Genomic DNA, 20494 nt, shown 5'->3' on the forward strand with positions numbered 1-20494 from the left:
AAAAACGGCTAAATTCTTGTGTAAACGATTCCACTAATTTATTCCATGTCACACTTTTCGCATCTTTGTTATGCTATGGTTATTTCATACCATAAGCCTAATGGAGCGAATTATGAGAGTTCTGGTTACCGGTGGTAGCGGTTACATTGGAAGTCATACCTGTGTGCAATTACTGCAAAACGGTCATGATGTCATCATTCTTGATAACCTCTGTAACAGTAAGCGCAGCGTACTGCCTGTTATCGAGCGTTTAGGCGGCAAACATCCAACGTTTGTTGAAGGCGATATCCGTAACGAAGCGTTGATGACCGAGATCCTGCACGATCACGCTATCGACACCGTGATCCACTTCGCCGGGCTGAAAGCCGTTGGCGAATCGGTACAAAAACCGCTTGAATATTACGACAACAATGTCAACGGTACTCTGCGCCTGATTAGCGCCATGCGCGCCGCTAACGTCAAAAACTTTATCTTTAGCTCCTCCGCCACCGTTTATGGCGATCAGCCCAAAATTCCATATGTTGAAAGCTTCCCGACCGGCACACCGCAAAGCCCTTACGGCAAAAGCAAGCTGATGGTGGAACAGATCCTCACCGATCTGCAAAAAGCCCAGCCGGACTGGAGCATTGCCCTGCTGCGCTACTTCAACCCAGTTGGCGCGCATCCGTCGGGCGATATGGGCGAAGATCCGCAAGGCATTCCGAATAACCTGATGCCATACATCGCCCAGGTTGCTGTAGGCCGTCGCGACTCGCTGGCGATTTTTGGTAACGATTATCCGACCGAAGACGGTACTGGCGTGCGCGATTACATCCACGTAATGGATCTGGCGGACGGTCACGTCGTAGCGATGGAAAAACTGGCGAACAAGCCAGGCGTACACATCTACAACCTCGGCGCTGGCGTGGGCAGCAGCGTGCTGGACGTGGTTAATGCCTTCAGCAAAGCCTGCGGCAAACCGGTTAATTATCATTTTGCACCGCGTCGCGAGGGCGACCTTCCGGCCTACTGGGCTGACGCCAGCAAAGCCGACCGTGAACTGAACTGGCGCGTAACGCGCACACTCGATGAAATGGCGCAGGACACCTGGCACTGGCAGTCACGCCATCCACAGGGATATCCCGATTAAGGAACGACCATGACGCAATTTAATCCCGTTGATCATCCACATCGCCGCTACAACCCGCTCACCGGGCAATGGATTCTGGTTTCACCGCACCGCGCTAAGCGCCCCTGGCAGGGGGCGCAGGAAACGCCAGCCAAACAGGTGTTACCTGCGCACGATCCAGATTGCTTCCTCTGCGCAGGTAATGTGCGGGTGACTGGCGATAAAAACCCCGATTACACCGGGACTTACGTTTTCACTAATGACTTTGCGGCCTTGATGTCTGACACGCCAGATGCGCCAGAAAGCAACGATCCGCTAATGCGTTGCCAGAGCGCGCGCGGTACCAGCCGGGTGATCTGCTTTTCACCGGATCACAGTAAAACGTTGCCAGAACTGAGCGTTGCGGCATTGACGGAAATCGTCAAAACCTGGCAGGAGCAAACCGCAGAGCTGGGAAAAACGTACCCGTGGGTACAGGTCTTTGAAAACAAAGGCGCGGCGATGGGCTGCTCTAACCCGCATCCGCACGGACAGATTTGGGCAAATAGCTTCCTGCCTAACGAAGCTGAGCGCGAAGACCGCCTGCAAAAAGAATATTTTGCCGAACAGAAATCACCAATGCTGGTGGATTATGTTCAGCGCGAGCTGGCAGACGGTAGCCGTACCGTTGTCGAAACCGAACACTGGTTAGCCGTTGTACCTTACTGGGCTGCCTGGCCGTTCGAAACGCTACTGCTGCCCAAAGCCCACGTTTTGCGGATCACCGATTTGACCGACGCCCAGCGCAGCGATTTGGCACTGACGTTGAAAAAGCTGACCAGTCGTTATGACAACCTCTTCCAGTGCTCCTTCCCCTACTCTATGGGCTGGCACGGCGCGCCATTTAATGGCGAAGAGAATCAACACTGGCAGCTGCACGCGCACTTTTATCCGCCTCTGTTGCGCTCCGCCACCGTACGTAAATTTATGGTTGGTTATGAAATGCTGGCAGAAACCCAGCGAGACCTGACCGCAGAACAGGCAGCAGAGCGTTTGCGCGCAGTCAGCGATATCCATTTTCGCGAATCCGGAGTGTAAGAAATGAGTCTGAAAGAAAAAACACAATCTCTGTTTGCCAACGCATTTGGCTACCCTGCCACTCACACCATTCAGGCGCCTGGCCGCGTGAATTTGATTGGTGAACACACCGACTACAACGACGGTTTCGTTCTGCCCTGCGCGATTGATTATCAAACCGTGATCAGTTGTGCACCACGCGATGACCGTAAAGTTCGCGTGATGGCAGCCGATTATGAAAATCAGCTCGACGAGTTTTCCCTTGATGCGCCCATTATCGCGCATGAAAACTATCAATGGGCGAACTACGTTCGTGGCGTGGTGAAACATCTGCAACTGCGTAACAACAGCTTCGGCGGTGTGGACATGGTGATCAGCGGCAATGTGCCGCAGGGAGCCGGGTTAAGTTCTTCCGCTTCACTGGAAGTCGCGGTCGGAACCGTATTGCAGCAGCTTTATCATCTGCCGCTGGACGGCGCACAAATCGCGCTTAATGGTCAGGAAGCAGAAAACCAGTTTGTAGGCTGTAACTGTGGAATCATGGATCAACTGATTTCCGCGCTCGGCAAGAAAGATCATGCCTTGCTGATCGATTGCCGCTCACTGGGGACCAAAGCTGTTTCCATGCCGAAAGGCGTGGCTGTCGTCATCATCAACAGTAACTTCAAACGTACCCTGGTTGGCAGCGAATACAACACCCGTCGTGAACAGTGCGAAACCGGTGCGCGTTTCTTCCAGCAGCCAGCGCTGCGCGATGTCACCATTGAAGAGTTCAACGCTGTTGCGCATGAACTGGACCCAATCGTGGCGAAACGCGTGCGTCATATCCTGACTGAAAACGCCCGCACCGTTGAAGCTGCCAGCGCGCTGGAGCAAGGCGACCTGAAACGTATGGGCGAGTTGATGGCGGAGTCTCATGCCTCTATGCGCGATGATTTCGAAATCACCGTGCCGCAAATTGACACTCTGGTAGAAATCGTCAAAGCTGTGATTGGCGACAAAGGTGGCGTACGCATGACCGGCGGCGGATTTGGCGGCTGCATCGTCGCGCTGATCCCGGAAGAGCTGGTGCCTGCAGTACAGCAAGCTGTCGCTGAACAATATGAAGCAAAAACAGGTATTAAAGAGACTTTTTACGTTTGTAAACCATCACAAGGAGCAGGACAGTGCTGAACGAAACTCCCGCACTGGCACCCGATGGTCAGCCGTACCGACTGTTAACTTTGCGTAACAACGCAGGGATGGTAGTCACGCTGATGGACTGGGGTGCGACTTTACTTTCCGCCCGTATTCCGCTTTCCGATGGCAGCGTCCGCGAGGCGCTGCTTGGCTGCGCCAGCCCGGAATGCTATCAGGATCAGGCCGCATTTCTGGGGGCCTCTATTGGTCGTTATGCCAACCGCATCGCCAATAGCCGTTATACCTTTGACGGTGAAACCGTGACGCTTTCGCCAAGTCAGGGCGTTAACCAGCTGCACGGCGGCCCGGAAGGGTTCGACAAACGTCGCTGGCAGATTGTGAACCAGAATGATCGTCAGGTGCTATTTGCCCTGAGTTCAGATGATGGCGATCAGGGCTTCCCGGGTAATCTCGGCGCGACGGTGCAATATCGTCTGACCGACGATAACCGTATCTCCATTACTTATCGCGCCACAGTTGATAAACCTTGCCCGGTGAATATGACTAATCACGTCTATTTCAATCTTGACGGCGAGCAGTCTGACGCGCGCAATCATAAGTTGCAGATTCTGGCGGACGAATATCTGCCGGTTGATGAAGGCGGCATTCCGCACGACGGTCTGAAATCTGTCGCCGGAACCTCTTTTGATTTCCGCAGCGCCAAAATCATCGCCAGTGAGTTTCTTGCCGACGACGATCAGCGCAAAGTGAAAGGTTACGATCACGCGTTCTTGTTACAGGCCAAAGGCAATGGCAAGAAAGTGGCGGCGCATGTCTGGTCAGCAGATGAAAAATTGCAGCTGAAGGTCTACACCACCGCTCCGGCTCTGCAATTCTACTCCGGCAACTTCCTCGGCGGCACACCGTCGCGGGGAACCGAACCTTACGCCGACTGGCAAGGGCTGGCTCTGGAAAGCGAGTTTCTGCCGGACAGCCCGAACCACCCTGAATGGCCGCAACCGGACTGCTTCCTGCGTCCTGGCGAAGAGTATTCCAGCCTGACGGAATATCAGTTTATTGCTCAGTAATGTTAAGCCCTCGTCATGAGGGCTTTATCCTCATATTGTTCAAATCACCAGCAAACACCGACATATTTGCAACTCAATATTCACAACAACCTTACACTGCGACACTATTTTCGCTATGGTTATGCGTAAGCATTGCTGTTGCTTCGTCACGGCAATATAATGAGAATTATTATCATTAAAAGATGATTTGAGGAGTAAGTATATGGCTGTAACTAAGCTGGTTCTGGTTCGTCATGGCGAAAGTCAGTGGAACAAAGAAAACCGTTTCACCGGTTGGTACGACGTGGATCTGTCTGAGAAAGGCGTAAGCGAAGCAAAAGCAGCAGGTAAGCTGCTGAAAGAGGAAGGTTACAGCTTTGACTTTGCTTACACCTCTGTGCTGAAACGCGCTATTCATACCCTGTGGAATGTGCTGGACGAACTGGATCAGGCATGGCTGCCCGTTGAGAAATCCTGGAAACTGAACGAACGTCACTACGGTGCGTTGCAGGGTCTGAACAAAGCGGAAACTGCAGAAAAGTATGGCGACGAGCAGGTTAAACAGTGGCGTCGTGGTTTTGCGGTGACTCCGCCGGAACTGACTAAAGATGATGAGCGTTATCCGGGTCACGATCCGCGTTACGCGAAACTGAGCGAGAAAGAGCTGCCGCTGACGGAAAGCCTGGCGCTGACCATTGACCGCGTGATCCCTTACTGGAATGAAACTATTCTGCCACGTATGAAGAGCGGTGAGCGCGTAATCATCGCTGCACACGGTAACTCTCTGCGTGCGCTGGTGAAATATCTCGATAACATGAGCGAAGAAGAGATTCTTGAGCTGAATATCCCGACCGGCGTGCCGTTGGTTTACGAATTTGACGAGAACTTCAAACCGCTGAAACGCTATTATCTGGGTAATGCTGACGAGATCGCAGCAAAAGCAGCTGCTGTTGCTAACCAGGGTAAAGCGAAATAAACGTCATTCGCTTAAAAATGAGAAAGCCGACTGCAAGTGAGTCGGCTTTTTTGTTTGTCGTTGCTAACAATGGAGCACATTGCCTGATGCGACGCTGCGCGTCTTATCAGGGCTGCAAACGTACAGTCATGGCGATTCGACTATAAATTACCCGCGACGCGCTTTTACTGCATTCGCCAGTTGACGTAACAGAGCATCGGTATCATCCCAGCCAATGCAGGCATCGGTGATGCTCTTGCCATAGGCCAGCGGTTCCCCACTCTCGAGGCTCTGATTGCCTTCCACCAAATGGCTTTCCACCATCACGCCAATAATAGCCTTTTCGCCACCGGCAATCTGCTGGCAAACGTCAGCACAAACATCCATCTGCTTTTTGAATTGTTTGGACGAGTTGGCGTGGCTGAAATCGATCATCACCTGCGCTGGCAGACCTGCTTTGTTCAGCCCTTCTTTCACTTCAGCAACGTGCTTCGCGCTGTAGTTAGGCTCTTTACCGCCGCGCAGAATGATATGGCAATCGCCGTTACCGCTGGTATTCACAATCGCCGAATGCCCCCATTTCGTTACGGACAGGAAGCAGTGCGGCGCACCGGCGGCATTAATAGCATCGATAGCCACTTTAATCGTACCATCAGTGCCATTTTTGAAGCCTACCGGACAAGAAAGACCAGACGCCAGTTCGCGGTGCACCTGCGATTCCGTAGTACGTGCGCCAATTGCGCCCCAGCTCATCAGGTCAGCGAGATATTGTGGAGTGATCATATCCAGGAATTCACCCGCCGCTGGCAGACCGCTGTCGTTAATATCGAGCAGCAATTTGCGGGCAATACGCAGACCGTCGTTGATCTGGAAGCTGTTATCCATATGCGGATCGTTAATCAGCCCTTTCCAGCCCACCGTAGTACGCGGCTTTTCAAAATAGACGCGCATTACGATTTCCAGCTCATCTTTCAGCTCTTCACGCAGCGCCAGCAAGCGAGTGGCATACTCTTTTGCTGCGACAGGATCATGAATTGAGCATGGGCCAATCACCACCAACAGGCGATCATCATTACCTTTTAGGATCTTATGGATCGCTTTTCGGGCATGGGCAACCGTATTCGCGGCATTTTCAGTAGCGGGGAATTTTTCCAGCAATGCGACAGGAGGAAGTAACTCTTTGATTTCTTTGATGCGTAAATCGTCGTTCTGATAATTCATGTCTGTTCCAGTGTTGCCATACTTATCTTAGTGAATGCAATACTTCCAATCTATATCTTCCGTCAGAATGTGTAAACGGGGTTTTACACTATGAACGGATTAATCCTGGAATTAGCAAGAAAAACGCCAGATTGTCGCGAAAAACGAGATCTCTCCTACAATTTCTAACTGTAACTCCTTTGTTTGTTAATTATTTCAAGATTCTCTGCTGGGTATCTTTGCCTGGCTGAAATCTTAAACCATTGCCTTATATTCACCTGCAAATGCACTGTTGGAAGAGGTTATCCGACATAACGACCATAACAGGAGCATCCTATGAAAATGACAAAACTGGCCACACTATTTTTGACTGCCACTCTAAGCCTTGCCAGCGGTGCCGCACTGGCTGCCGATAGCGGAGCGCAAAGCAATAACGGCCAGGCAAACGCCGCAGCTGATGCGGGCCAGGTAGCCCCTGATGCCCGTGAAAATGTCGCGCCAAATAACGTCGACAATAACGGGGTAAATACCGGTTCTGGCGGCACAATGCTGCATCCGGATGGTTCTTCAATGAACAATGACGGCATGACCAAAGATGAAGAGCACAAGAACACCATGTGCAAAGATGGTCGCTGCCCGGATATCAATAAAAAAGTCCAAACCGGTGATGGCATCAACAATGATGTCGATACCAAAACCGACGGTACCACGCAGTAACCCTGCGAAATAGCCAATAATGGGAGAGCGGAGTCTCTCCCTTTTAATTTTTCCCTTCTAAAAGCAGTATGATGTCATAAAGTTAAGTGAGAATAATTAAGGGATGACTCGTCATGGCGCACTCACACTCACACACTTCCTCACACCTGCCAGAAGATAATAATGCTCGTCGCTTGTTGTATGCTTTCGGCGTGACTGCCGGGTTTATGCTCGTAGAAGTCATTGGTGGTTTTCTTTCCGGTTCTCTGGCATTGCTGGCCGATGCAGGTCATATGTTGACCGATACTGCCGCCCTGCTTTTCGCCCTACTCGCCGTGCAATTTTCACGTCGTCCTCCCACCATTCGCCACACTTTCGGTTGGCTAAGATTGACCACGCTCGCGGCGTTTGTGAATGCCATCGCCCTGGTGGTAATTACCATTTTGATTGTCTGGGAGGCGATAGAACGCTTCCGCGCGCCGCGTCCGGTCGAGGGCGGCATGATGATGGCAATTGCCGTGGCTGGATTGCTGGCAAATATACTTTCTTTCTGGTTACTTCATCACGGCAGCGAAGAGAAAAACCTCAACGTGCGAGCAGCGGCACTGCATGTGCTCGGGGACCTGCTGGGTTCGGTTGGGGCTATTATTGCCGCGTTGATTATTATCTGGACCGGCTGGACACCTGCTGACCCCATTCTCTCAATACTGGTGTCGCTTCTGGTTCTGCGTAGCGCTTGGCGACTGTTGAAAGATAGCGTGAATGAATTACTTGAAGGTGCACCGGTATCGCTGGATATCGCTGAACTGAAGCGTCGTATGTGCCGGGAAATCCCGGAAGTCCGCAATGTGCACCATGTACATGTATGGATGGTAGGCGAGAAACCGGTGATGACGCTGCATGTGCAGGTGATCCCGCCACACGATCACGATGCCTTGTTGGATCAGATCCAACACTACCTGATGGATCACTATCAGATTGAGCACGCCACCATTCAGATGGAATATCAACCTTGTCATGGGCCAGACTGCCACCTGAATGAAGGGGTGTCTGGCCATTCACATCATCACCATTAATGGGACAGCGCGCGTGAGCCTCTTTCGCGTGCGCTGTTGATCCACATCCGGCTGCCGTTGAGCGCAATAAAGGTCAGGATGATGTACTCCAGAGACATGGCGTAAACGCCCTGAAGTGCAAAAATAACGACGCTAATCACGTTAATAATCACCCACAACAGCCAGTTTTCCACATATTTACGCGTCATCAGAATCATTGCCACGATAGATAACACCATCATGCAGGAATCCCAGAACGGGAAAGCGTCCGGTTGCAGTTCAGGCATCGCAACCTGTAATCCTAATGCTTGCATGATGATGACTGCCACGCGGGTCAAAAATGCAAACACCGGATTGATAAATACCGTCATCAGACCAATCGAAACAACGCAAACCGCCAACCAGCTTAGCGCCTTCGGCAATGGCAACCAGCGAATTTTCAACTCCGCCTCGTTCTGACTGGTTTGTCGCGACCACGCATACCAACCGTAAATATTCGCGGCAAAGAAAAACACCTGTAATAGCAGGCTGGCATACAGCTGAATCTGAAAGAAAATAATGCCAAACAAGGTGACGTTGATCAGGCCAAAAAAGTAGTTGCTGATCTTCTCCAGACTGGCAAGGCCAATACACAGCAACCCGGCGATTGTGCCTACCGCTTCGATCCATGAGAGATCATAACCGCCTGCCCCTATTGGTATATGTACCAGGATATTCTGCACACTAAAAAAATCCATCTTTCCCCCAAAGCGTAACGTTACGCCTTATTATTCGTTATCCACGTAGTGTAGCCGCAAATTCCAGCATACGATTGAGCGGCACCAGCGCCCTCTCTCGCAGCCTTTCATCAACATGAACCTCGTGATTGCTTCCTTCCTGTTCTAATGCCTCTGCGATAGCCCGAAGGCCATTCATGGCCATCCACGGACAATGCGCGCAACTGCGGCAGGTTGCGCCCTCACCCGCGGTTGGTGCTTCCAGTAACTCTTTATCTGGCACCGCCTGCTGCATTTTGTAGAAAATGCCCCGATCGGTTGCCACGATAAGCCGCTGATGTGGCAATGTTTTCGCAGCAGCGATCAGTTGACTGGTGGAACCGACCGCATCCGCCATATCGACAATAGCTTGTGGTGATTCTGGATGCACCAGTATGGCAGCATCCGGGTATTCTTCTTGCAAGCGGGTTAACGCCTGAGTCTTAAATTCATCATGCACAATGCAGGCACCCTGCCAGCATAAAATGTCTGCGCCCGTCTGTTTTTGCACGTAACGCCCCAGATGTTTGTCGGGTGCCCAGATGATTTTTTCACCCAAACTATCCAGATGATCAATAAGTTCGACGGCAATGCTTGAAGTTACCACCCAATCTGCCCGCGCTTTTACCGCAGCAGAAGTGTTGGCGTAGACGACGACAGTATGATCGGGATGGGCATCGCAAAATGCGTTAAATTCTTCAACAGGGCAGCCGAGATCCAGTGAACATTCAGCCTGAAGTGTCGGCATCAGAATTGTTTTTTCCGGACTGAGAATTTTGGCGGTTTCTCCCATAAATCTCACCCCCGCGACTAACAACGTAGAAGCGGGATGCTTTGCACCGAAGCGCGCCATTTCCAGAGAATCAGAAATACAGCCACCGGTTTCTTCTGCCAGTTGTTGAATTTCGGGATCGGTGTAGTAGTGGGCAACCATCACCGCATTACGTTCTTTTAGCAGACGTTTTATCTTCTCACGGTAATACGCTTTTTCATCAATACTTAACGGCGTCGGCTTCGGGGGGAAAGGATAAATCGCCGCTTCAGGATCAAACATCACGCTCATCTTACCATCTCGTTTTACAGGCTTAACGTTAAAACCGACATGAGCGTAATATTCGCTGTTATCGGTGAAATTTGTTTTATATGCTAAACAAGATAGTCGAATGGTGGGGAAAAGTCACTCGAATTACGCCTGATTCCACCGACGTAGAGTTGCTTGCACAGTAAGCTCTGACGATGTCATCAGGTTTACAAAGTGAAATTGAGGATACCTGAATAGCAAAAAAGCGCCTTTAGGGCGCTTTTTTACATTGGTGGGTCGTGCAGGATTCGAACCTGCGACCAATTGATTAAAAGTCAACTGCTCTACCAACTGAGCTAACGACCCCTTGCGGGATTATGCTGCTTTAATCATTCAGGATGGTGGGTCGTGCAGGATTCGAACCTGCGACCAATTGATTAAAAGTCAACTGCTCTACCAACTGAGCTAACGACCCATACGGGTGTTACCTGAAAGATTTCTACTCGGAACCAATCTTTAAAATTGGTGGGTCGTGCAGGATTCGAACCTGCGACCAATTGATTAAAAGTCAACTGCTCTACCAACTGAGCTAACGACCCGAGTGGTGGGTGATGACGGGATCGAACCGCCGACCCCCTCCTTGTAAGGGAGGTGCTCTCCCAGCTGAGCTAATCACCCGATACTGCGCTGGATACTACAAACTACTTCCACCGAACCCACCGTCATTAGTGGTGGGTCGTGCAGGATTCGAACCTGCGACCAATTGATTAAAAGTCAACTGCTCTACCAACTGAGCTAACGACCCGGTGGTGGGTGATGACGGGATCGAACCGCCGACCCCCTCCTTGTAAGGGAGGTGCTCTCCCAGCTGAGCTAATCACCCGATACTACGCTGGATACTACAACTAACTACGTTAGTGGTGGGTCGTGCAGGATTCGAACCTGCGACCAATTGATTAAAAGTCAACTGCTCTACCAACTGAGCTAACGACCCACTTTTTCGTTGCTTTCGGTTTGTTTGATATCCCGTGGCAACGGCGGCATATATTACTGATTTCAGACTTGAGCGCAACAAAAATTTCGATGTAGATCACTCAACTGCTTATGATTCGCACGACACGACCAGAAATAATGCGACTTCTGGTCGTGTGTTATGCATTACATCGCGTTCAGACGTTTTTGCGCCTGTTTAGCGCCATCAGTACCAGGGTATTTACTGATAACCTGCTGGTATACGGCTTTCGCTTTTGCGGTGTCACCTTTGTCCTGCATGATGACGCCGACTTTAAACATCGCATCTGCAGCCTTCGGTGACTTCGGATAGTTTTTCACTACCGAAGCAAAATAATACGCCGCATCATCTTTTTTACCCTTGTTGTAGTTTAACTGACCCAGCCAATAATTGGCGTTTGGCAGGTAAGTTGAATCAGGGTAATTCTTGATGAAATTCTGAAATGCCACCATTGCGTCATCCTGGCGGGATTTATCCTGCACCAGCGCAATAGCTGCATTGTAATCCGTGTTTGCATCACCGCTTTTCACCGGCGCGCCAGCATTCGCAGTACCAGCATCAGCTGTCGGCGTCGTTGATGCCGCCGCACCGCTTTGATCGCCGCTGGTTGATTGCGCCGTTGCACCACCGCTGCTGAGGCTATCGATCTGCAACAGGATCTGCTTTTGCCGCTCCACGACCTGATTCAGTTGATACTGATTTTCCTGAATCTGACCACGCAGGGAATCAATATCGGATTGATTATCAGAGAGTTGTTGCTGGAGTTGGGTTAAAAGCTGGCTGTGAGCATTAGAAATACGCTCAAGTTGAGTGACGCGGTCTTCGACCGAGCCTGAGCCGACACTACTGATTGGTGCCTGAGCAAAAGCGGCCCAGGGGGCCGCTATACCAACCAGTAACGACAGACTCAATAGTTGATGTCTGAAGTTACTGCTCATGCAATTCTCTTAGTAAACCAGTACCGCACGACGGTTTTTGGAGTATGCCGCTTCGTCATGACCCAGTACTGCAGGTTTTTCTTTACCGTAAGAAACGATGGAGATCTGGTCTGCAGAAACGCCTTTACCCTGCAGGTACATCTTAACGGCGTTCGCACGACGTTCACCCAGGGAGATGTTGTATTCCGGAGTACCACGTTCGTCCGCGTGACCTTCTACGGTGACTTTGTAAGACGGGTTGCTACGCAGGAAGTTTGCATGTGCATCCAGCATTTGAGCGAAGTCAGAACGGATATCGTACTTGTCCAGATCGAAGTAAACGATGTTGTTCTGCTGCAGCTGTTGCATTTGCAGACGAGCCTGCTCTTCGGAAGACATGTTGCCGTTGCCGCCGTTCGCATCCATACCAGTGCCGGCACCCAGCATGCCTTCGCTGCCGTCATTGCTGGCGTTCTTGTTGGAAGAACATGCCGCAATTGCCATAACAGGCAGAGCAATCATCAGCCCTTTCAGCACTTTGTTCAGTTGCATTTCAATGATTCCTTTACTATTCAATTAATTATTATCACAGATACGGCGACCAGGCAGGGAATTTGACCTGTCCATCAGTTGCCGGAAGACGCGCTTTGAAACGCCCATCTGTAGAAACCAAATTCAGCACGGATCCCATCCCCTGAGAAGAGCTGTAGATTACCATAGTGCCGTTAGGTGCCAGACTTGGCGTTTCATCCAGGAACGTGGACGACAGAACTTGTACGCCTCCCGTTGCCAGATCTTGTTTGGCAATGTGCTGCTGTCCACCGTTGGAGCTAACCATTACCATAAATTTACCGTCGCTGCTGACATCCGCATCCTGGTTCTGCGAACCTTCCCAGGTAATACGTTGTGGCGCACCGCCGTTGATATTCACTTTATAAACCTGTGGACGACCGGCCTGGTCAGAAGTAAATGCCAGGTTCTGGCTATCCGGGAACCAGGTCGGTTCGGTATTGTTACTGCGACCATCAGTCACCTGGCGGATCTGACCAGAAGCCAAATCCATTACGTACAGGTTCAGACTACCGGTTTTCGACAAGGCGAATGCCAGTTTGCTGCCGTCTGGCGAGAATGCAGGTGCACCGTTGTGACGCGGGAATGAAGCCACCTGACGTACAGCGCCATTTGCCAGCGTCTGAATAACCAGCGCGGAACGACCGCTTTCGAAGGTCACATAAGCCAGTTTAGAACCGTCTGGTGACCACGCCGGAGACATCAGCGGCTGCGGTGAACGGTGAACGACAAACTGGTTGTAACCGTCATAGTCAGATACGCGCAGTTCATACGGGAACTGACCGCCGTTGGTCTGAACAACGTAGGCAATACGGGTACGGAACGCACCTTTAATGCCGGTCAGTTTTTCAAACACTTCATCACTGGCGGTATGACCAGCATAACGCAGCCACTGCTTGTTCACTTTGTACGAGTTCTGAGCAAGTACAGTACCCGGTGCGCCGCCAGTGTCAACAAGTTGATAAGCAACATTGTAAGAACCATCCGGATTCGGAGTGACCTGACCGACAACTACAGCGTCAATACCCAGCGCGGACCATGCAGCTGGTTGTACTTCCTGCGCACTACCCGGCTGCTGTGGCAGACGAGCGCGATCTAACGGATTAAATTTACCGCTGTTACGCAAGTCGGCAGCAACGATGCCGCCAATATCTTCAGGTGCCGCACCAGGGCCCGCCCACTGGAAAGGAACAACTCCAATAGGACGACCGGAATCTACACCGCTGTCGATCACAATGCGGACTTCAGCATGCAGAACTGATGCCCACAGTATGAGAAAACCAAATGCTACTCGTAATGCCTGCTTCATCATATCTCCCTTATCTGGACCGATGGCCCACGATAATTTAGCAGAATGTTAACAAACTAAAATACACAAAACTACCAGAACCCCGTGGCAACCGGTGCCTGATGTTGACCGTCGGAACAGTCAACATCGCGATTACGGTTTGAAGTCCAATGGCGCGTTTTTGAACACTTCATATACTGCCTGGCTTGGTGGTTTCGGGATCTTCGCAAGTTTAGCTGCTGCCAACGCAGCCTGACAAAGTGCGGGATCGCCACCTTCAGGTTTGATATCCAGTAACATACCATCGGGTGCCAGTTTTATGCGCAGCGTACAGGTTTTGCCTGCATAGGACGATGCGTCATAGAACTTACTTTCGATAGCAGATTTAATCTGCCCGGCATAGTTATTGATATCGGCCCCTGATGCGCCATTGTTTTTAGTATTACCACTCCCGGCTGGCGAAGCATTGTTCCCTTTCGCCCCTCCCCCCGTTTTCGGTGCATTCTTACCAGAGCTTAGCTCACCGAAAATATCATCTGCCTCTGCGGCAGCTTTTGCTGCAGCGGCTTTTTCAGCTGCTGCTTTTGCCGCTGCCGCTTTTTTGTCTGCGGCGGCTTTTTCTGCCGCTGCTTTCTTATCAGCTGCTGCCTTTTCAGCAGCCGCTTTTTCTGCTGCTTTTTTGTCGGCTGCCGCTTTCTCTGCTGCCGCTTTCTTATCAGCTGCAGCCTTTTCAGCAGCCGCTTTCTTCTCAGCTTCTGCTTTGGCTTTTTCAGCAGCTTCAGTTGCCGCTTTCTTTCTTGCTTCAGCTGCAGCTGCTTCTGCCGCTTCCGCTTTCTTCTTCAGTGCCGCCGCGGCTGCCTCGGCTTTTTTCTGCGCTTCGGCTGCGGCTTTGGCGGCTTCTGCTTCTGCTTTTTTCTTCGCGTCTGCAGCCGCTTTCTTCGCTGCTTCTTCCGCAGCTTTTGCATCCGCTTCAGCCTTCGCTTTAGCATCTGCCGCCGCTTTCGCTGCCGCTTCTTCCGCTTGCTTCTGCTTTAACTCGGCCTGTTTTGCGGCTTCTTCAGCCTGCTTTTTCTGTTCCTGAGCCGCTAACCGCTCTTTCTCAAGTTGCTTCAGGCGTTCCTGTTCAGCCGCTTGTTTCTCACGCAGTTCTTCAGCAGCCTGCTGTTCCTTCATCTTGCGCTGCTCATCAGAACGCTTCGCGCTTGATTCCTGGCTTTGCATGCGTTTGTACTGCTCAACTACCGCACCTGAATCAACCATGACAGCGTCGATGGACGAACCACCGCCGCCTCCGGCTGAAGCTTCTATATTCTCATCGAACGAACTCCAGATCAGCGCCGCAAATAAGATGACATGCAGCACTGCTGAAATAATTATCGCCCGTTTGAGCTTGTCGTTTTGTTCGGTTGCCTTTGACACTCTCGGTTTCCAAAAACTGTTCGCCTGTTACCCGCTCTCTTTCAAGCAAGGGAAACGCAGATGTTTAGATAGGCTGCGTCATTAAACCAACCGATTTCACACCCGCACTATGTAACAAGTTCAGTGCTTTAATTATTTCATCGTAAGGCACATCTTTTGCGCCACCGATCAGAAAGACCGTTTTCGGGTTGGCCTTGAAACGGCTGGACACTTCCGCCACCACCTGCTCTGGTGGTAAACGCTCCAGGCGATCTTTCTCAACCACCACGGTGTACTGACCAATACCAGACACTTCAACAATCACTGGCGGATTATCGTTACTGCTCACCGCCTGTGATTCAGTAGCGTCTGGCAGATCGACCTCCACGCTCTGGGTAATGATGGGCGCTGTCGCCATAAAGATCAGCAACAGCACCAGCAGTACGTCCAGCAACGGTACAATGTTGATTTCGGACTTGAGATCGCGACGACCTCGTCCACGCGCTCTGGCCATGGCTTACCCCTTGTTGCTCTCGCTAACGGTAAACGCCTGGCGGTGCAGAATCGCGGTAAACTCTTCCATAAAGTTGTCGTAATTCAGTTCCAGTTTGTTTACGCGCTGGTTGAGGCGGTTATAAGCCATTACCGCCGGAATTGCGGCGAACAGACCAATTGCCGTCGCAATCAACGCTTCTGCGATACCGGGCGCAACCATTTGCAGTGTCGCTTGTTTTACTGCCCCGAGGGCGATAAAGGCGTGCATGATCCCCCAGACCGTACCAAACAGACCAATATACGGGCTGATGGAGCCAACCGTACCGAGGAACGGAATGTGCGTTTCCAGATTTTCAAGTTCACGGTTCATGGAGATACGCATAGCACGCGACGCCCCTTCCACTACGGCTTCCGGCGCATGGCTATTGGCACGATGCAGGCGCACAAACTCTTTGAACCCGCTGTAAAAGATTTGTTCCGAACCAGTCAGATTATCCCGTTTCCCCTGACTCTCTTGATAGAGGCGAGAGAGTTCGATTCCAGACCAGAATTTATCCTCAAACGCTTCGGCTTCGCGCGCCGCTGCGTTAAGAATACGGGTCCGCTGGATAATAATGGCCCAGGATGCGATTGAAAAACCAATCAAAATCAACATGATAAGTTTAACCAGAAGGCTAGCCTTCAGGAACAAATCAAGGATATTCATGTCAGTCACTGCTTAAACTCCGCGACAATAGACTTGGGAAGCGCACGAGGCTTCATTTTGAGTGGGTCAACGCAAACAACCAGAACCTCTGCTTCATTCAGCAAAGTATTCTCGGCGTTGACAATACGTTGCGTGAAAACCAAAGAGGTGCCACGCATTGATGTTATTTCAGTCTGTATTTCGAGCATATCGTCGAGCCGCGCAGGTGCATAATATTCCACCGTCATTTTACGCACCACAAAGGCAACGCGTTCAGCCATCAGCGCCTGCTGACTGAAGTGATGATGACGCAGCATCTCTGTGCGTGCTCTTTCATAAAAAGCGACGTAACTGGCGTGGTACACCACACCACCGGCATCGGTATCTTCATAGTAGACGCGAACCGGCCATCGAAACAGCGTTGTATTCACTTTACATCCCGGTAATGCAACAAAAGTTAGAGCTTTTAAACGCTGCTACTATACGCGCGCGATTGAGGTTTGGGAATGAGGGCAAGTTAAGGGAGCGTAAAAATTTATGGGCCTGGAGCGGCCCATAATTTTTTAAAGAGAATTCTGATTTAAAAGAAGAAGAAAATCAGCCCGACAATGAGAACAATATCGGCAAGCAATGGGCAAAAAATCCCTTGCCAAAGAACCTTCTGCGGACGAAAGCCCACGCCGTGAATAACACCAGCACAGACGGCCCACATCAGCAATAAACCATGCCAGATTTCCAGTTCACTGGTCTTCGCGGCGAAACGTGACGGGTCCCAAAACATACATCCTGCTAACAGAAGCGCCATCACGAAGGAAAGCGCCCGCAGGGGGCGCTTGTCCATTACCGCATACAAGGTTGCGATAATCTTACTCATCAGATGTCTTCTTGACCGGCTTTGCCTGATTCGACGTGCTCAAGCGCCAGCGCGGTGATTACCCCAAACGAACAGGCAAGAAGCGTTCCCAGAATCCATGCGAAATACCACATTTTTAGCTCCTTACTTAGTACAGAGAGTGGGTGTTACGTTCAATATCTTCTTTGGTGATACGACCGAACATTTTCCAGTAACACCAGGCGGTGTAGAGCAGAATGATCGGTACCAGAACCACCGCAACCCAGGTCATGACGTTAAGTGTCAGCTGGCTGGAAGTTGCATCCCACATTGTCAGACTTGCGTTCATCATGGTGCTGGACGGCATCACAAACGGGAACATTGCGATACCGGCAGTCAGGATGATGCAGGCCAGCGTCAGGGAGGAGAACACAAACGCCCACGCGGCTTTATCCATACGTGCAGTCAGGATGGTCAGCAGCGGCAGAACCACACCCAGTGCCGGAATAGCCCACAGAATTGGCGTGTTGTTGAAGTTAACCAGCCATGCGCCAGCTTCACGAACCACTTCTTTATTCAGCGGGTTAGAGGCTGCGTAATGGTCCATTGTCGATTTCACGACATAACCATCGATACCGTACATCACCCATACGCCAGCCAGTGCGAAGCAGACCAGTGTCACCAGTGCCGCCACCTGAGCCGTTGCACGGGTACGCAGGTGCAGTTCGCCCACGGTACGCATTTGCAGATAGGTTGCGCCCTGAGTAATGATCATCCCTACGCTCACCACGCCTGCCAGCAGGCCGAACGGGTTAAGCAGCTGGAAAAAGTTACCGGTGTAGTACAGACGCAGATATTCATCAACGTTGAACGGTACGCCCTGCAACAGGTTACCGAACGCTACACCAATCACCAGCGGCGGAACGAAGCTACCAATGAAGATGCCCCAGTCCCACATGTTACGCCAGCGGGTTTCTTCAATCTTGGAGCGGTAGTCAAAACCGACCGGACGGAAGAACAAAGACGCCAGCACGAGGATCATCGCCACATAGAAGCCGGAGAACGCAGCGGCATAGACCATCGGCCAGGCAGCAAAGAGTGCGCCGCCCGCGGTGATCAGCCAAACCTGGTTACCGTCCCAGTGTGGTGCAATGGAGTTAATCATAATTCGACGCTCGGTGTCGTTACGACCGAGGAAACGGGTGAGCATGCCCACCCCCATGTCGAAACCGTCAGTGACTGCAAAACCAATCAGCAGAACGCCAACCAGCAGCCACCAGATAAAACGCAATACTTCATAATCGATCATTTGACGACTCCTGTCTTAGCGTGCCGGCTGAGTAGTCGTGGAAGACTGCTCAAAGTGATAGCGACCGGTTTTCAGGCTGCTTGGGCCGAGGCGTGCAAACTTGAACATTAAGAACAATTCTGCCACCAGGAACAGGGTATACAGGCCGCAAATCAGCACCATTGAGAAGATGAGATCGCCTGCGGTCAGTGACGAGTTCGCCACAGCTGTCGGCAGCACTTCACCGATAGCCCACGGTTGGCGGCCATATTCAGCCACAAACCAGCCCGCTTCTACAGCAATCCACGGCAGCGGAATACCGTACAGCGCGGCGCGCAGCAGCCATTTTTTCTCGCCAATGCGGTTGCGGATGACACTCCAGAAAGAGAGCGCGATGATTGCCAGCAGCAGGAAGCCACACGCCACCATGATACGGAACGCGAAGTACAGCGGCGCTACACGCGGAATGGAGTCTTTGGTTGCCTGTTGAATCTGCGCTTCAGTCGCATCAGCCACGTTTGGCGTATAGCGTTTCAGCAGCAGACCGTAACCGAGGTCTTTCTTCATGCTATTGAACTGGTCACGAACCGCCTGGTCGGTAGAACCAGAACGCAGTTGCTCGAGCAGAGAGTACGCCTTCATCCCGTTACGAATGCGTTCTTCATGCTGCACCATCAGTTCTTTCAGGCCGATAACTGGAGTATCCACGGAACGCGTTGCAATGATGCCCAGCGCGTAAGGGATCTGGATCGCAAATTTGTTCGTCTCCTCTTCCTGATCAGGAATGCCGAACAGAGTAAAGGCAGCAGGCGCAGGTTGCGTTTCCCACTCGGCTTCAATAGCAGCCAGTTTGGTTTTCTGCACGTCGCCCATTTCGTAACCAGATTCATCACCCAGAACAATAACAGACAGAACGGCAGCCATACCGAAGCTGGCAGCGATAGCAAAGGAGCGTTTAGCGAAGGCGAAGTCACGACCTTTCAGCATATACCATGCGCTGATACCGAGGATGAACATCGCGCCAGTCACATAACCAGACGCTACAGTGTGAACGAATTTCACCTGAGCAACCGGGTTAAGCACCAGCTCGGAGAAGCTCACCATCTCCATACGCATAGTTTCAAAGTTGAAATCGGACGCGATTGGGTTTTGCATCCAGCCGTTCGCAACCAGAATCCACAGTGCGGACAGGTTTGAACCGAGCGCCACCAGCCAGGTGACACACATATGCTGAACTTTACCCAGACGATCCCAACCGAAGAAGAACAGACCTACAAAGGTGGATTCGAGGAAGAAGGCCATTAGACCTTCGATTGCCAGCGGCGCACCGAAGATATCCCCTACATAGTGGGAATAGTAAGACCAGTTAGTCCCGAACTGGAACTCCATGGTCAGACCGGTAGCCACACCCAGAGCGAAGTTGATACCAAACAACTTGCCCCAGAACTTGGTCATATCTTTATAAATCTGTTTGCCGGAAAGGACGTAGACCGTTTCCATAATGGCCAGCAGGAACGCCATACCGAGCGTCAGTGGCACAAAAAGGAAGTGGTACATCGCGGTCAAGGCAAACTGTAAGCGCGACAGTTCGACTATATCTAACATCATGACTCCTTGCTCATCGCATGAAGACTCCGAGAGTGAACCCCGTTAGAAAGGGTCACACGCATGCCCCAATACAAAATTATTTGCTCGCCTCTATCGTTGCCATTTCATCAAAAGAGGAAAAGACAATGATAAAAAAGTTACAAATATGTTAATGAATAAACCAAATTGATCCCGTAATTATATTACGCCGCAAAATCCTTACAATAAACAGGTTTTTATTGAGCAAATTTGCATTTTTCGACAGTGATCAATTTATAGCGAAATTGTCACGATCTCACCAATTTGATCTACGACAATTTATCGTGTTTTGCAGATTTTTTTCAAGAATTAAAAATTGATTTATATCAAAACCAACCAAATATGTTAATT

21 protein-coding genes and 7 tRNA genes are annotated in these 20494 nt (G+C 51.0%); 7 read left to right on the forward strand and 21 right to left on the reverse strand.

The window, feature by feature from the left end; genetic code table 11:
• Window positions 1–112: 112 nt before the first annotated feature.
• From galE to gpmA, 5 genes are all read left to right on the forward strand, one after another.
• On the forward strand, window positions 113–1129 hold the full coding sequence (galE, locus tag ACJHYW_RS07850) for a UDP-glucose 4-epimerase GalE (protein WP_001265443.1): 1017 nt from the start codon (window positions 113–115) through the stop codon (window positions 1127–1129).
• A gap of 9 nt (window positions 1130–1138) precedes the next feature.
• On the forward strand, window positions 1139–2185 hold the full coding sequence (gene galT / locus ACJHYW_RS07855; RefSeq protein ID WP_000191510.1) for a galactose-1-phosphate uridylyltransferase: 1047 nt from the start codon (window positions 1139–1141) through the stop codon (window positions 2183–2185).
• Window positions 2186–2188: 3 nt separating this feature from the next.
• A complete protein-coding gene (gene galK, locus ACJHYW_RS07860) occupies window positions 2189–3337 on the forward strand; it encodes a galactokinase (protein WP_000053406.1) in 1149 nt (382 codons plus the stop codon).
• A complete protein-coding gene (gene galM, locus ACJHYW_RS07865; protein WP_061092809.1) occupies window positions 3331–4371 on the forward strand; it encodes a galactose-1-epimerase in 1041 nt (346 codons plus the stop codon). The genes galK and galM overlap by 7 nt, the downstream gene beginning before the upstream one ends.
• A gap of 202 nt (window positions 4372–4573) precedes the next feature.
• Entirely contained in the window at window positions 4574–5326 is a 753-nt protein-coding gene (gene gpmA / locus ACJHYW_RS07870; RefSeq protein ID WP_001295305.1) for a 2,3-diphosphoglycerate-dependent phosphoglycerate mutase, read from the forward strand.
• Between the two features lie 147 nt (window positions 5327–5473).
• On the opposite strand, the gene aroG is transcribed toward gpmA, so the two are convergent.
• Complete coding sequence (gene aroG, locus ACJHYW_RS07875; protein ID WP_001109194.1) at window positions 5474–6526, reverse strand: 3-deoxy-7-phosphoheptulonate synthase AroG; 1053 nt, start codon at window positions 6524–6526, stop codon at window positions 5474–5476.
• Window positions 6527–6841: 315 nt separating this feature from the next.
• On the opposite strand from aroG, the gene ACJHYW_RS07880 reads away from it, so the two are divergent.
• The gene (locus tag ACJHYW_RS07880; RefSeq protein ID WP_000784342.1) at window positions 6842–7222 is read left to right on the forward strand and encodes a YbgS-like family protein; all 381 of its coding nucleotides are present in this window, start codon (window positions 6842–6844) and stop codon (window positions 7220–7222) included.
• 113 nt (window positions 7223–7335) lie between these two features.
• Window positions 7336–8277: a CDF family zinc transporter ZitB gene (gene zitB, locus ACJHYW_RS07885; protein ID WP_000951266.1), complete on the forward strand. Its 942-nt coding sequence runs from the start codon at window positions 7336–7338 to the stop codon at window positions 8275–8277.
• On the opposite strand, the gene pnuC is transcribed toward zitB, so the two are convergent.
• The 20 genes from pnuC to cydA all read right to left on the reverse strand — a co-directional run bounded on the left by pnuC (window position 8274) and on the right by cydA (window position 20122).
• Window positions 8274–8993, reverse strand: coding sequence for a nicotinamide riboside transporter PnuC (gene pnuC / locus ACJHYW_RS07890; RefSeq protein ID WP_000345402.1), 720 nt, complete (start codon window positions 8991–8993; stop codon window positions 8274–8276). The two genes, zitB and pnuC, sit on opposite strands and share 4 nt — an antisense overlap.
• A 37-nt stretch (window positions 8994–9030) precedes the next feature.
• Window positions 9031–10074, reverse strand: a complete 1044-nt coding sequence (nadA, locus tag ACJHYW_RS07895) for a quinolinate synthase NadA (RefSeq protein ID WP_000115323.1) — start codon at window positions 10072–10074, stop codon at window positions 9031–9033.
• A 248-nt stretch (window positions 10075–10322) separates the two neighbouring features.
• Window positions 10323–10398 (reverse strand) — tRNA-Lys (locus ACJHYW_RS07900).
• A gap of 33 nt (window positions 10399–10431) precedes the next feature.
• Window positions 10432–10507: transfer RNA gene (locus ACJHYW_RS07905), tRNA-Lys, on the reverse strand.
• A 48-nt stretch (window positions 10508–10555) separates the two neighbouring features.
• Window positions 10556–10631, reverse strand: a tRNA-Lys gene (locus tag ACJHYW_RS07910).
• A 3-nt stretch (window positions 10632–10634) separates the two neighbouring features.
• Window positions 10635–10710: transfer RNA gene (locus tag ACJHYW_RS07915), tRNA-Val, on the reverse strand.
• A 51-nt stretch (window positions 10711–10761) separates the two neighbouring features.
• Window positions 10762–10837 (reverse strand) — tRNA-Lys (locus ACJHYW_RS07920).
• A 2-nt stretch (window positions 10838–10839) separates the two neighbouring features.
• Window positions 10840–10915 (reverse strand) — tRNA-Val (locus ACJHYW_RS07925).
• Between the two features lie 35 nt (window positions 10916–10950).
• Window positions 10951–11026: transfer RNA gene (locus ACJHYW_RS07930), tRNA-Lys, on the reverse strand.
• A gap of 164 nt (window positions 11027–11190) precedes the next feature.
• Window positions 11191–11982, reverse strand: a complete 792-nt coding sequence (gene cpoB, locus ACJHYW_RS07935; protein WP_000097585.1) for a cell division protein CpoB — start codon at window positions 11980–11982, stop codon at window positions 11191–11193.
• A gap of 9 nt (window positions 11983–11991) precedes the next feature.
• A complete protein-coding gene (gene pal, locus ACJHYW_RS07940; RefSeq protein ID WP_001295306.1) occupies window positions 11992–12513 on the reverse strand; it encodes a peptidoglycan-associated lipoprotein Pal in 522 nt (173 codons plus the stop codon).
• A 34-nt stretch (window positions 12514–12547) separates the two neighbouring features.
• Window positions 12548–13840, reverse strand: coding sequence for a Tol-Pal system beta propeller repeat protein TolB (gene tolB / locus ACJHYW_RS07945; RefSeq protein ID WP_001295307.1), 1293 nt, complete (start codon window positions 13838–13840; stop codon window positions 12548–12550).
• Between the two features lie 132 nt (window positions 13841–13972).
• Entirely contained in the window at window positions 13973–15238 is a 1266-nt protein-coding gene (gene tolA / locus ACJHYW_RS07950) for a cell envelope integrity protein TolA (protein WP_000030637.1), read from the reverse strand.
• Between the two features lie 64 nt (window positions 15239–15302).
• Window positions 15303–15731, reverse strand: coding sequence for a colicin uptake protein TolR (gene tolR / locus ACJHYW_RS07955; RefSeq protein ID WP_000090097.1), 429 nt, complete (start codon window positions 15729–15731; stop codon window positions 15303–15305).
• Window positions 15732–15734: 3 nt separating this feature from the next.
• Window positions 15735–16427 (reverse strand): Tol-Pal system protein TolQ, encoded by a 693-nt coding sequence (gene tolQ, locus ACJHYW_RS07960; protein WP_000131314.1) that lies wholly within the window; start codon window positions 16425–16427, stop codon window positions 15735–15737.
• The gene (gene ybgC / locus ACJHYW_RS07965; RefSeq protein ID WP_001098384.1) at window positions 16424–16828 is read right to left on the reverse strand and encodes a tol-pal system-associated acyl-CoA thioesterase; all 405 of its coding nucleotides are present in this window, start codon (window positions 16826–16828) and stop codon (window positions 16424–16426) included. The genes tolQ and ybgC overlap by 4 nt, the downstream gene beginning before the upstream one ends.
• 149 nt (window positions 16829–16977) lie before the next feature.
• The gene (gene ybgE / locus ACJHYW_RS07970; protein ID WP_000034602.1) at window positions 16978–17271 is read right to left on the reverse strand and encodes a cyd operon protein YbgE; all 294 of its coding nucleotides are present in this window, start codon (window positions 17269–17271) and stop codon (window positions 16978–16980) included.
• Entirely contained in the window at window positions 17271–17384 is a 114-nt protein-coding gene (cydX, locus tag ACJHYW_RS07975; protein WP_000270282.1) for a cytochrome bd-I oxidase subunit CydX, read from the reverse strand. Before cydX ends, ybgE begins: the two co-directional genes overlap by 1 nt.
• A 14-nt stretch (window positions 17385–17398) precedes the next feature.
• Window positions 17399–18538 (reverse strand): cytochrome d ubiquinol oxidase subunit II, encoded by a 1140-nt coding sequence (gene cydB, locus ACJHYW_RS07980; protein WP_000568275.1) that lies wholly within the window; start codon window positions 18536–18538, stop codon window positions 17399–17401.
• 15 nt (window positions 18539–18553) lie between these two features.
• Complete coding sequence (gene cydA, locus ACJHYW_RS07985; protein ID WP_000884361.1) at window positions 18554–20122, reverse strand: cytochrome ubiquinol oxidase subunit I; 1569 nt, start codon at window positions 20120–20122, stop codon at window positions 18554–18556.
• Between the last annotated feature and the right edge of the window lie 372 nt (window positions 20123–20494).

Source organism: Escherichia sp. WS3063 (genome assembly GCF_046486595.1).
Lineage (GTDB): Bacteria > Pseudomonadota > Gammaproteobacteria > Enterobacterales > Enterobacteriaceae > Escherichia > Escherichia coli.